Raw genomic sequence first — 12,106 nt, 5'->3', positions numbered from 1 at the left:
CCTGTCAATGTGGAATGCGGTTTGACGGGTGTGGTTCCACCTTAAGGTGGGGCGACCTGAAAACCGTCCCTGGGGCCTTTCCTGCATATTCAAGCAGTATGTTGACTTGAATATGCGCTTGAGTCACGCGGCCGGACCCGATTCCTGTGGGCCCTCAAACGCCGACAGGCCCCGCAGGGCCTGTCGTGTCGATCCGGGAAGAGCGGTGTGCGGGCTCAGTCGCCCGGCGTCGCGGCTTCTGCGTGCTGTTGGTGGTAGTGCGTGACGCGCGCCACCTCGTTCTTCGAGCCCAGCATCACGCTGACGCGCTCGTGCAGCGCGGTCGGGACGATGTCCATGATGCGGCGCTCGCCGTTGGTCGCCATGCCGCCGGCCTGTTCGACCAGGAAGGCCATCGGGTTGGCCTCGTACATCAGGCGCAGCTTGCCGGGCTTGCCGGGCTCGCGGGCGTCCCAGGGGTACATGAAGACGCCGCCGCGGGTCAGGATGCGGTGCACGTCGGCCACCATCGAGGCCACCCAGCGCATGTTGAAGTCCTTGCCGCGGGTGCCGTCCTTGCCCGCCAGGCATTCGTCGATGTAGCGCTTCATCGGCGGGGCCCAGTGGCGCATGTTGGACATGTTGATCGCGAACTCCTTGGTGTCCTCCGGGATCATCACGTCCTCGGCGGTCAGCACGAAGCTGCCGGTCTCGCGGTCGAGCGTGAACATGGCGACGCCGTCACCGACCGTCAGCACCAGCGTGGTCTGCGGGCCGTAGACGCAGTAGCCGGCCGCGGCCTGCTGCTTGCCGGGCTGCAGGAAGTCTTCCTCGCTGACGCCGCGCTGGTTGTTGACCTTGCGCAGCACCGAGAAGATGGTGCCGATCGACACGTTGACGTCGATGTTGCTGCTGCCGTCGAGCGGGTCGAACAGCAGCAGGAACTCGCCCTGCGGGTAGCGGTTGGGCACGACGTGGATGGAGTCCATCTCCTCGGAGGCCATCGCCGCCAGGTGGCCGCCCCATTCGTTGGCCTCGATCAGCACCTCGTTGGAGATGATGTCGAGCTTCTTCTGCACCTCGCCCTGCACGTTCTCGCTGCCGGCACTGCCCAGCACCTCGCCCAGCGCGCCCTTGTTGACGCTGATGGCGATGCGCTTGCAGGCACGGGCGACGACCTCGATCAGCAGGCGCAGCTCGGACGTGATGTGGCCGTGCTTGCGGTGCTGTTCGACGAGATAGCGTGTCAGGCTGATGGGTTGGGCCATGAGGTGTTCCTGGGAAGACGGGGAGAAAGTGTCGTGCTCAATCCTGCAGGGCACGCGTGACGATTTCGCGCGTGTCCGGGGAAAGATCGGCTCGTCCGGACACCCGGATGAGGGCTTCGCGCGCCGCGCTGCGGTAGGGCTCGGCCAGCGTGCGCCAGCGGTCCAGGCCGCGTGCCAGGCGCGCGGCCAGTTGCGGGTTGAAGGCATCGACCTCGACGACCTTGTCGGCCCAGAAGACGTAGCCGGCGGCATCCTCGCGGTGCAGGGCCGACGGGTTCATGACGAACAGCGTGGCGAGCAGGCTGCGGGCCCGGTTCGGGTTGCGCAGCGAGTAGTCCGGGTGCAGCGCCAGCGCCTTGATGCGGGCGAAGACGCGGCCGTCGCGCTCGGGCGTGCCGGCCTGCAGCGCGAACCAGCGGTCGATCACCAGGGCCTCGCCCTTGAACTGCGCATGCACGCGGGCCAGCGCCGGTTCGGCCAGCTCATGGTGGGCATGCAGCAGCGCGATCAGCGCGCCCTGGCGGTCGGTGAGGTTGCCGGCGTCCTTGACGCGCTGGAAGGCCTTGCCCGGCCAGACGGTGTCACCGCTGCGGGCAGCGTCCAGCACCAGGTGCGACAGCGCGAGATTGGCCAGCGCGCGGCGGCCGGACGAGACCGGATCGGGGCGGTAGGCGCCGTTGTCCTGATGGGTCTCGAAGGCCCAGACCCAGTCGTCGTGCAGGGCCTGCGCCAGCTGGGCCCGCAGCGACTCGCGGGCCGCGTGGATGCGCGGCGGGTCGACCGGCACGCCATCGGCCGCGAGCTGCTCGGCCAGGTAGCCCGCGCTCGGCGGCGTCAGCACGAGGTCCTTGAAGGCAGCGTCCAGCGCCGGGTCGCGCAGCACCGCGCGCTGCGCGTCCAGCCAGGCGGCGTCGAGCTGCAGCGGCTGGCCCGAACGCACCGCCGACAGCAGGCGCTGGACCGCCAGGCGCTGGGCCGCCTCCCAGCGGTTGAACGGGTCGGTGTCGTGGCGCAGCTGGGTGAACAGCGCCGCCTCGTCGGCCTGCCATTCGAGGATGACCGGGGCCGAGAAGCCGCGCAGCAGCGACGGCACCGGCGCGGCGGTCAGGCCGTACAGGCCGGTGAAGACGAAGGTCTGGCTGGCCTGGTCCAGCACCAGCACGCGGTCGGTGCCGCCGTAGTCCGCCTCGCCCTGGAGTTGCAGCAGCAGCGGACGGCCGTCGGAGTCCAGCAGGCCCATGGCCACCGGGATCACGAACGGCGCCTTGACCGGCTGGCCCGGCGTGGCCGGGGTCTGCTGGCTCAAGGTCAGCGTGTAGCTGCCGGTCTCGGCGCTGTAGACGCCCTGGGCGCTGACGCGCGGCGTGCCGGCCTGGGCATACCAGCGCTTGAAGGCGTCCAGCCGGGTCGCCAGCGGGCTGCCGGGGTTGGCATCGGCGATGGCCTGGGCGTAGTCGTCGCAGGTCACGGCCTGGCCGTCGTGGCGCTGGAAATAGAGGTCCATGCCGGCACGGAAGCAGGCCTCGCCGACCAGCGTGGCCATCATGCGCACGACCTCCGCACCCTTCTCGTAGACGGTGGTGGTGTAGAAGTTGTCGATCGCCTGGTACTGCTCCGGGCGGACCGGATGGGCCATCGGGCCGGCGTCCTCGGGGAACTGCATCTGGCGCAGCTGGCGCACGTCCTCGATGCGCTTGACCGCGCGGGCCGAGGCCTCGCCGGCCATGTCCTGGCTGAAGGTCTGGTCGCGGTAGACGGTCAGGCCTTCCTTCAGGCTGAGCTGGAACCAGTCGCGGCAGGTCACGCGGTTGCCGGTCCAGTTGTGGAAGTACTCGTGGCCGACGACGGCCTCGATGTTCGCGTAGTCGACGTCGGTGGCGGTGGCCGGGTTGGCGAGAACGAACTTCGTGTTGAAGATGTTCAGGCCCTTGTTCTCCATCGCGCCCATGTTGAAGTCGCTGACGGCGACGATCATGAAGCGCTCGAGGTCCAGGCTCAGGCCGAAGCGGGCCTCGTCCCACACGACCGAGGCGATCAGCGAGTTCATCGCGTGCTCGGTCTTGTCGAGGTCGCCGGCCCGCACGTAGACCTGCAGCAGGTGATCCTTGCCGGAGCGGCTGCGCACGCGCTGCTCGCGGCAGACCAGCTCGCCGGCCACCAGCGCGAACAGGTAGGACGGCTTCGGGTGCGGGTCGACCCAGGTGGCGTAGTGGCGGCCGTGGTCGAGCTTGCCTTGGTCGACCCGGTTGCCGTTGGACAGCAGCACCGGGTAGGCGCGCGCATCGGCGCGCAGCGTGACGCGGAACAGCGCCATCACGTCCGGGCGGTCCAGGAAGTAGGTGATGCGGCGGAAGCCCTGGGCCTCGCACTGCGTGAAGAAGCTGCCGCCCGAGGTGTACAGGCCCGACAGCTCCAGGTTCTTCTCGGGCGCGCAGGTGTTGCGGATCTCCAGCGCGAAGGGCTCGGCCGGCAGGTTCTCCAGCACCAGCTGGCCGCCCTCGTTGCGGAAGGAGATCGACTCGCCATTGACCAGCACGCGCGTGAGCACGATGTCCTCGCCATCGAGGCGCAACGCCTCGCCGGGCCGGTCGGCGTTGGGCTCGACCTGCATGCGGTTGATGACCAGGGTCTTGGCCGGATCGAGGTCGAAGCTCAGGTCGACGCTGCGGATCCAGTGCGACGGGGCGGTGTAGTCCTCGCGCCGCACCAGCGGGGTCGTGCCTTCACGCATGGGAGTTCTCTTTCAGGTCGGGGGTCGGGCCGGCGTTCAGGCCGGTGGTCAGGCTGGCAGACGGATCGGCAGGCTGTAGCCGGTGTAGTCCGCGATCGTGTCGATGACGTTCGGGTAGGCGGCGAAGGCGCTGGCCGGCAGCGTGGTGGTCAGCGCCACGGCCGACATGCCGGCGCGGCGCGCGGCCTCGATGCCCAGCGGCGCGTCCTCGAAGACGAGGCAGTGCGCCGGCGCGATGCCGAAGCGGCGGGCCGCCTCCTCGAAGATGTCCGGGTTCGGCTTGCCGCGCAGCATCTCGCCGGGCGCGCCACCGAACTTCAGCTCGGACGGGCTGGTGATGGTGTCGATCAGCGCTTCGAGGCCGAAGCGCTCGAAGGTCACCGCGATGTTCTCGCGCGGCGCGGCGGTGCACAGCGCCACCTTCAGGCCACGGGCGCGGGCCTGGGCGCAGACCTCGGCCGCACCGGCGATCAGCTGCAGCTCCCGCGCGGCCAGCTCGCGGTAGAGCACCTCCTTGCGCTCGGCCAGCAGCAGGCGGCGTTCCTCGTCCCAGTCGGGCCAGTGGTCGCGCACGATCTCGTGCTGGGTCCGTCCGGCGGTGGCCAGGAAGAAGCCGTCCGGATCGTCAAAGGGCAGTTCCAGCTCGTCATGCCAGATCACCCATGAGCGCTCGTGCAGCGGCATGCTGTCGATCAGCGTGCCGTCCATGTCGAACAGCACGGCCTTGAGTTCACGACCGGCGCTCATCACAGCCCCGACTTCAGGCTGGCCTCGATGAAGGCATCGAGATCGCCGTCGAGCACCTTCTGCGTGGCCGAGGTCTCGTGGTTGGTGCGCAGGTCCTTGATGCGGCTCTGGTCCAGCACGTAGCTGCGGATCTGGTGGCCCCAGCCGACGTCGGTCTTGGTGTCTTCCAGCTTCTGCTGCGCTTCCTGGCGCTTGCGCATCTCGAAGTCGTACAGGCGCGAGCGCAGCCGCTTCCAGGCGACGTCGCGGTTGCTGTGCTGGCTGCGGCCGTCCTGGCACTGCACGACGATGCCGGTCGGGATGTGCGTCAGGCGCACCGCCGAGTCGGTCTTGTTGATGTGCTGGCCGCCGGCGCCGGAGGCGCGGAAGGTGTCGGTGCGCACGTCGGCCGGGTTGATCTCGATCTCGATCGAGTCGTCGATCTCGGGGTAGACGAACAGCGAGGCGAAGCTGGTGTGGCGGCCGCCGGAGCTGTCGAACGGGCTCTTGCGGACCAGGCGGTGCACGCCGGTCTCGCTGCGCAGGTGGCCGAAGGCGTAGTCGCCCTCGACCTTGATCGTGGCGCTCTTGATGCCGGCGGTGTCACCTTCGGTCTGGTCCTCGACCGTGGCCTTGAAACCCTTGCGCTCGCAGTACTTGAGGTACTGGCGCAGCAGCATGCTGGCCCAGTCGCAGGCCTCGGTGCCACCGGCGCCGGCCTGGATGTCGATGAAGCAGTTGCTCGGGTCGGCCGGGTTGCTGAACATGCGGCGGAACTCGAGCTTCTCGATCATCTCGCGCAGCCCGGCGACCTCGGCCTCGATCGCGCCCAGGCCGTCGAGATCGCCGTCGTCCTTGCTCATGTCGTAGAGCTCGGTGTTGTCGGCGAGGTTGCGCGTGAGGTGGTCGATGGTCATGACCACGTCCTCCAGCGCCTTCTTTTCCTTGCCCAGTTCCTGGGCCCGTTTCGGGTCGTTCCAGACGCTCGGATTCTCGAGCGCGGCGTTCACCTCGGCGAGCTGCAGCGACTTGCGTTCGTAGTCAAAGATACCCCCTTAGCGCGTTCGTGCGCTCGCTGAGGTCGGCCAGGGCGGTGCCGATGGCATTGATCTGTTCGATGTCCATGGGACGGTGTCCTTCGACGGTGCGACTTCGGAATTCCGGTGCGCCGCAGCCGGCCCGGGAGGGCTGTCGGCTGCGGGACGGCAAGCCGGCGATTTTCGCATGACGCTTGGGGTCGTCCCAGGCCTGATCAGCGGCACCGCTCGGGGTCAGCCGTCCAGGAACGGCTGGATCAGCGCGGCCAGCGCGGTGGGCTGGTCGTGGTGCAGCATGTGGCCGCAGCCGTCGATGACGTGGCTGCGGATATCGGCGACGCAGGCGATGCGGCGGTCGACCTCGGCGCGCACCGCCGCGGCCGGCATCTGCCAGAAGCCGAACACCTCCGTCTGGGCCGCCTCGATCCACAGCACCGGCGCGGTGATGCGGCGCCAGCAGGCTTCCATCTCCTCCTGGCGGGCCAGGATCGGGTTGGCGTGCTTGTGGGCCGGATCGGCGCACAGGTGCCGGCGGCCGTCGTCGCCGGGGCGCGACCACTGCGCCGCCAGCCACAGCGCCCGCTCCGGCGCGAGCCTCGGGTTGTTGGCACGCAGCCGCCGGGCCACGCCGGCGAGGTCGTCGTAGGGCCGCAGCGTGGCGGGCTCGCGCAGCTCGTCGAGCCAGCGGGCATAGCGGTCGGGGGCTTGCGCCGCGCGGGTCGGCGGCATGCCGAAGCCTTCGAGGTTGACGACCCGGCGGACCCGTTGCGGCCGCACGCCGGCATAGAGCATGGTCACGTTGGCGCCCATGCTGTGGCCGACCAGGTCGACCGGCGCGTCCGGGCTGAGTTGCGCCAGCAGGTCGTCGAGGTCGGCCAGGTAGTCCGGGAACCAGTAGGCATCGGTCGGGGCGCTGCGGGTGTCGCCGAAGCCGCGCCAGTCCATCGCCAGCAGCGTGCGGCCGGCCAGGAAGGCATCGTCAAGGGCATCGACCAGGAACTGGAAGGAGGCCGCGACGTCCATCCAGCCGTGCAGCAGCACGATCGGCGGCAGCCCGGATGTGGCCGCGTCGACGCCATCCCAGCGCAGCACATGGGCATCGACCAGCGGCGCATCGGGCCGGCCGCGCAGGGCCATGCGGGTGGACCGGGCGGGGCGGCGGGGCGTGTCGTCCATCGTCATGGGGATCGTCATGCCGCCGGCGGGTCCTGGAAGCCGCCGGCCCGGTAGGTCAGCACGAGGGTGTCGCGCCAGCCGCCGGGCTCGGCCGGCTGGATTGGGGTGGTCTCGTGGATCACGCGGGCGTCGTCGAGCAGCAGGGCGCTCCAGGGCTGGTCGAGCGTGAAGCGCACGCCGCGCGGGCCGTCGGCCTCGAACACGCGGGTCTCGCCGCCGATCACGCCCTGCCGGTCGACCAGCAGCACCGCCACGAAGGCGACGCCGTCGCGGTGCGCGCCTTCGGGCGTGGGCCGGCCGACACCGCCGGTGGTGTCGATGCGGAAGGCATGGGCCTCGATGGACCAGCGTCCGTCAAACACCGGCTCGCCCGCGACCGGTGGCAGCTGCCGTGCGGCCTGCGCGAAGACGTCGCCCAGGCGGGCCATCACATCGAGCAGCGCCGGCGCGACGGCGAGCGCCGGCTGCAGCGGATCGAACCAGCGCAGCATGCCGCCGTGCAGCGCGTTGTAGGTGGTCGGCTGCCAGTGCGCGCGGTGCGGCACGGCCACCAGCGTGCCGGCGGCGGTGTCCTGCACATAGCTGCCGTGCCGGCGCCGCCGGTAGCGTCCGCCGTCCTTCAGGTGGGCATCGGGCGGCAGGTCGCGCCAGTGCGGGCCGAGGGCCAGCAGCGCGTCCAGCGGCTGGTGGGCAAGGGCGGCCAGCGCAGCGGGCGTCAGGCGCACGTGGCCTTGCTCGCAGAGGCGGTCGGCACAGGCATCGGGCGCGGCGGCGTCGAGCGGGTCGGGGTGTCGGAACATCGGCATGGGGCGCCGATTCTGCCCGGCCGGCATCGGCCCGGCCTTGCGCCGGGGGCTTGCAACCCCGGGTCGATCCGACCTGCCGGCGCGCCGCCCCGGCCCCTATGCTGGCGACCATGCGACCGACCCCCGCGTGGCACGACGCCGCTCAACCTGCCGATCACGCTGCTGATCCCCATGCCGATCACCATGCCGCACTGCACGGCGGGTTCCGCTGGCAGGTGCCGCCGGTCTTCAACATCGCCCAGGCCTGCGGCGAACGCTGGGCCCGCGAGACGCCCGGGCGCACCGCCATCCTGGCCGAGGACGCCGACGGTCCGGTCGCCGGCCCGGACGGCGCCATGAGCTGCGCCGAGCTGTGGCGACAGGCCGGCGCACTGGCCGCCGCGCTGCTCGATCTGGGCGTGGCGCGCGGCGACCGCGTCGCCATCGTGATGCCGCAGCGGCCGGAGACGGCGGTGGCGCACCTCGCGATCCATGCCATCGGCGCGGTGTCGATGCCGCTGTCGGTGCTGTTCGGCCCCGAGGCGCTGGCCTACCGGCTGGCCGACAGCGAGGCCCGCATTGCCATCGCCGACGCATCGGCCTGGGCCGCGCTGGAACAGGCCGTTGCCGAGGCGCCGCTGCTGACCACGCGCATCGCGGTCGGCGAGGTGCCGGGCCGCGCCGGCATCGCCTGGCAGGACCTGCTGGCCGGCCGCAAGCCGATCGAGCAGGCGCTCGAGACCGCCGCCGACGAGGCCGCCGTGCTGATCTACACCAGCGGCACCACCGGACCGCCCAAGGGCGCGTTGATCCCGCACCGCGCGCTGATCGGCAACCTGACCGGCTTCGTCTGCAGCCAGAACGCCTGCCCGCAGCCGGGCGACGTGTTCTGGAGCCCCGCCGACTGGGCCTGGACTGGCGGCCTGATGGACGCGCTGCTGCCCTGCCTCTACCTCGGCGTGCCCATCGTCGGCCTGCGCGCGCGCTTCACGCCGGAGCGCGCCTTCGAGCTGATGCAGCGCCACCGCGTCACCAACACCTTCCTGTTCCCGACCGCGCTGAAGGCCATGATGAAGGCGGTGCCGCGCCCGCGCGAACACTGGGACCTGCGGCTGCGCGCGGTCATGAGCGCCGGCGAGGCGGTCGGCGACGCGGTCTTCCAGTGGTGCGACGAGGCGCTGGGCGTGCGCGTCAACGAGATGTTCGGCCAGACCGAGATCAACTACATCGTCGGCAACTGCGGCGCCTACCAGGGCCGCGACGGCCGCCTGCACCCCGGCTGGCCGGCACGCGCGGGCAGCATGGGCCGGGCCTATCCGGGCCACCGCGTCGCGGTGATCGACGACCAGGGCCGCGAGTGCCCGCGCGGCACGCCCGGCGACGTCGCGCTGCACCGGCTGGACGTGCATGGCCAGCCCGACCCGGTGTTCTTCCTGGGCTACTGGAAGCGCGAGGACGCGACGCGCGCGAAGTTCACCGGCGACCCGTCCGACAGCTGGTGCCGCACCGGCGACACCGCCGTGATGGATGCCGACGGCTACCTCTGGTACCAGGGCCGCAGCGACGATGTCTTCAAGGCCGCCGGCTACCGCATCGGCCCGAGCGAGGTCGAGAACTGCCTCGTGCGCCACCCAGCCGTCGCCAACGCCGCGGTGGTGCCCCGGCCGGACCCCGAACGCGGTGCCGTGGTCAAGGCCTACGTGGTCGTCGCCCAAGGCCACACGGCCGACACGGCGCTGGTGGCCGAGCTGCAGGCCCACGTCAGGGGCCGCCTGGCACCCTACGAATACCCCAAGGAGATCGAGTTCATCGATGCGCTGCCGATGACGACCACCGGCAAGGTGCAGCGGCGGGTGCTGAGGATGCAGGAAGAGGACCGGGCGCGCGAGCGTTCTGCGCCGACGGGATCGGCTCAGTCCTGATCCTCGACCTCGACCTCGACCACGCTGTCGCAATCGCAGCCGATGCCGGCGGCGATCCAGCGGTGGGCGCGGCGGGAGAGCCAGCCCGACAGCGGGCGCAGCGCGCGGGGCAGGACGTCGGCAGGCTGGCTCAGCAGGCCGCAGTGGTAGCGGCCGGCGGCGTCGCTCCATCTCAGCGCGTCGCACGCGCCGTGTCGGCGCAGGCTCAACAGCGCGCCGACGGGGCAGGGCTCCTGCAGGCAGCAGACGCCGCAGCCGTTGCAGGACTGGCCCCAGGCCGGCTTGGGTGGCGCAGCCGGGTGGATGGCGATGAGGCGGGCCGCCGCCGGTTCAGGCACGGCAGGCGGTCCGCTCAGGCATCGGCTGCCGCCTGGTCGAGCGCCGCCCGCCGCAGCCAGCCCAGCAGCACGACCGCTGCGGCCAGGCCCAGCAACCAGCCCGGCTGCATCGCGCCGCCGCCGCTGCTGGGGGCCACCGGGGGCGTCACCACGCTGACCGCCGCATCACCGGCGCGCAACACCACCGTGCTGCTGGCCGACCGGGCCGCCGCGGTCGGCGAGGCCGCGGTGCTGACGGTCAACCGCACCTTGACGATGCCGGCCGCGTGGACGGTCAAGGTGGTCAGGGAGGTGTCGGTCGCGTTGCTGCCGAAGCTGGCGATGCCGCTGCCTTCGGCGATCTCCCAGCGGTAGCCGATGGCACCGAAGGGGCGCGAGCGGCCGCCGTCGAGCACGACGGTCGAGCCAGGGACGATCTGGGTGGTCGACGGTTCGATCGTCGAGACCGGCTCGCCGCCGGCGATGGCGAGGTTCAGCGCGGCGGCAGCGTCCAGCAGGCCGGCACCGCAGGTGGCGGTGGTGCAGGCGCAGCGTCCCTGTGCCGTTGCCGACGGCGCGACGCAGGCGGATTCCGCACCGGCAGGAAAGGCCCGCGCACTCCGGGTGATGTAGCCGGTCAGCTCGCTGACCGACGCATCGGGCTTGACCGACAGCAGCAGCGCAGCCACGCCCGAGACCAGCGGCGTCGAGTAGCTGGTGCCGGCCGCCCGGTCGGTCGTTCCATTGGTGTAGTCGTTGGCGGCCGGACCCTTGGGGCCCTTGTTGATCGTGCTCAGGATCGGGTAGAGGCAGCTCAGCGAGACACAGGCCCCGTTGCCCGACGGTGCGCTGACGGTGACCTGGCGGCCCAGGTTCGAGAAGTAGGCCTTGTAGCCGTCGTGGTCGACGCCGCTGACGGCGATGACGCCGTCGCAGTTGGCCGGATCACCGACGAACTTGCCGTCGTTGCCAGCCGAGGAAACGACGATCGCGCCCCGGTTGCGGACGGCGGTGATCGCGTCCTGGTAGGTCTGCGAACAGGTGGTGGCGGTGCCGCCCAGGCTCAGGCTGATGATGCGGGCCGGATTCGGGTTCGGCCGCACGCCGCTGACCGGGAGGCCGGCGGCCCAGCGGATCGCGTCGGCGATGTCCGAGGTGTAGCCGCCGCACTTGCCCAGCACCCGGATCGGCACGATGCGCACGTGCCGGCCGGTGCCGGCCATGCCCACGCCGTTCTGGGTCATCGCGCCGATCAAGCCGGCCATCTGCGTGCCATGCCAGCTGCTGCTGGGGTCGATCAACGCATCTGCGCAGACCCCGTTCGGGCTGGTGGTCCGGTCGTTGGCCGTGACCCAGTCGCCCGGATCGGTCGGGTCGCCATCGCGGCCGTCGCCGTCGTTGCCGACATAGGCGTCGCTGACGAAGTCGTAGCCGGGCAGCAGCTTGCCCGCCAGGTCGGGATGGTCCGGCCGCACGCCGGTGTCGAGCACCGCCACCACCACGTCGGCGCTGCCGTTGCTGATCGACCAGGCGTTCTCGGCGTTGATCGCGGCACGCAGCGTCGCGTCCGGCGTGCGCAGGTACCACTGGCCCGCCGCCGGGTCGTTGGCGGAACTGACCGCATAGAGCGGATCGTTCGGCGCCGCATGCCGCCAGGCGCGTCGGTCCTCCTCGACATAGGCGACGTCGGGATCGGCGGCGAGCCGGCGCATCACCTCGGTGCGGTCCTGGCCGGCATCGACCAGCACGACCTGGCCGGCACGGCCGACCGGCGTGCCGTCGCGCAGGCTCAGGCCATGACGCTGCGACAGCGAACCGGCGCGGCGCAGGGCGCCGTCGTCTTCATCGGCTGGCTCGGACGGCTCGACGTGCGCGGCCGATGCGGCGCGGCCCGAGGCCTCCAGCCGCTGCGCGGTCGTCGACCGGACGGACGGGAGCGCGGCATCGCGGTATCTGACGATCAGGCGTTGCACCGGCTGGCTGCTGGTGGCGGCATGCACGGCCGCGTCCGGCGAGATCGGCGTCAGGGCCAGCAGCAGCACGGCGCCCAGCAGCGCCAGGTTCAGGGCAGCCCAGCGGCGACGACCGGCTGCGGGGCGGGGCGGGGCGGCGTCAGGTTCTCGGGCGGTCGTGCTGGACCGGTCGGGCAACGGCATGGAGACAGG

The 12,106-nt window shown here is 71.2% G+C and carries 9 protein-coding genes; 1 reads left to right on the top strand and 8 read right to left on the bottom strand.

The window, feature by feature from the left end:
• Positions 1 to 215 precede the first annotated feature (215 nt).
• The 6 genes from Q8X39_RS03405 to Q8X39_RS03380 all read right to left on the bottom strand — a co-directional run bounded on the left by Q8X39_RS03405 (position 216) and on the right by Q8X39_RS03380 (position 7,723).
• Positions 216 to 1,247 (bottom strand): class 1 fructose-bisphosphatase, encoded by a 1,032-nt coding sequence (locus Q8X39_RS03405; RefSeq protein WP_305748201.1) that lies wholly within the window; start codon positions 1,245 to 1,247, stop codon positions 216 to 218.
• Between the two features lie 37 nt (positions 1,248 to 1,284).
• Positions 1,285 to 3,978, bottom strand: a complete 2,694-nt coding sequence (gene pepN, locus Q8X39_RS03400; RefSeq protein ID WP_305748200.1) for an aminopeptidase N — start codon at positions 3,976 to 3,978, stop codon at positions 1,285 to 1,287.
• A gap of 48 nt (positions 3,979 to 4,026) precedes the next feature.
• Complete coding sequence (locus tag Q8X39_RS03395; protein WP_305748199.1) at positions 4,027 to 4,725, bottom strand: HAD family hydrolase; 699 nt, start codon at positions 4,723 to 4,725, stop codon at positions 4,027 to 4,029.
• Positions 4,725 to 5,829 (bottom strand): peptide chain release factor 2 gene (gene prfB, locus Q8X39_RS03390; RefSeq protein WP_305748198.1). Its coding sequence is split into 2 segments (ribosomal slippage): positions 4,725 to 5,747 and positions 5,749 to 5,829, totalling 1,104 coding nucleotides; the frame shifts between segments, so codons are not numbered across the junction. Before prfB ends, Q8X39_RS03395 begins: the two co-directional genes overlap by 1 nt.
• 146 nt (positions 5,830 to 5,975) lie before the next feature.
• The gene (locus Q8X39_RS03385; protein ID WP_305748197.1) at positions 5,976 to 6,935 is read right to left on the bottom strand and encodes an alpha/beta fold hydrolase; all 960 of its coding nucleotides are present in this window, start codon (positions 6,933 to 6,935) and stop codon (positions 5,976 to 5,978) included.
• Positions 6,932 to 7,723, bottom strand: coding sequence for a 2OG-Fe dioxygenase family protein (locus Q8X39_RS03380; protein WP_407067950.1), 792 nt, complete (start codon positions 7,721 to 7,723; stop codon positions 6,932 to 6,934). Before Q8X39_RS03380 ends, Q8X39_RS03385 begins: the two co-directional genes overlap by 4 nt.
• A 110-nt stretch (positions 7,724 to 7,833) precedes the next feature.
• On the opposite strand from Q8X39_RS03380, the gene Q8X39_RS03375 reads away from it, so the two are divergent.
• Positions 7,834 to 9,624 (top strand): acetate--CoA ligase, encoded by a 1,791-nt coding sequence (locus tag Q8X39_RS03375; RefSeq protein WP_305748196.1) that lies wholly within the window; start codon positions 7,834 to 7,836, stop codon positions 9,622 to 9,624.
• On the opposite strand, the gene Q8X39_RS03370 is transcribed toward Q8X39_RS03375, so the two are convergent.
• Positions 9,615 to 9,962: a hypothetical protein gene (locus tag Q8X39_RS03370; protein WP_305748195.1), complete on the bottom strand. Its 348-nt coding sequence runs from the start codon at positions 9,960 to 9,962 to the stop codon at positions 9,615 to 9,617. The two genes, Q8X39_RS03375 and Q8X39_RS03370, sit on opposite strands and share 10 nt — an antisense overlap.
• Positions 9,963 to 9,976: 14 nt before the next feature.
• The gene (locus Q8X39_RS03365; RefSeq protein WP_305748194.1) at positions 9,977 to 12,097 is read right to left on the bottom strand and encodes a S8 family peptidase; all 2,121 of its coding nucleotides are present in this window, start codon (positions 12,095 to 12,097) and stop codon (positions 9,977 to 9,979) included.
• Positions 12,098 to 12,106 lie beyond the last annotated feature (9 nt).

Origin of the sequence: Leptothrix discophora (assembly GCF_030705305.1) — a bacterium.
Lineage (GTDB): Bacteria > Pseudomonadota > Gammaproteobacteria > Burkholderiales > Burkholderiaceae_C > Sphaerotilus > Sphaerotilus discophorus.
This window is presented reverse-complemented; position numbering and strand designations above follow the sequence as displayed.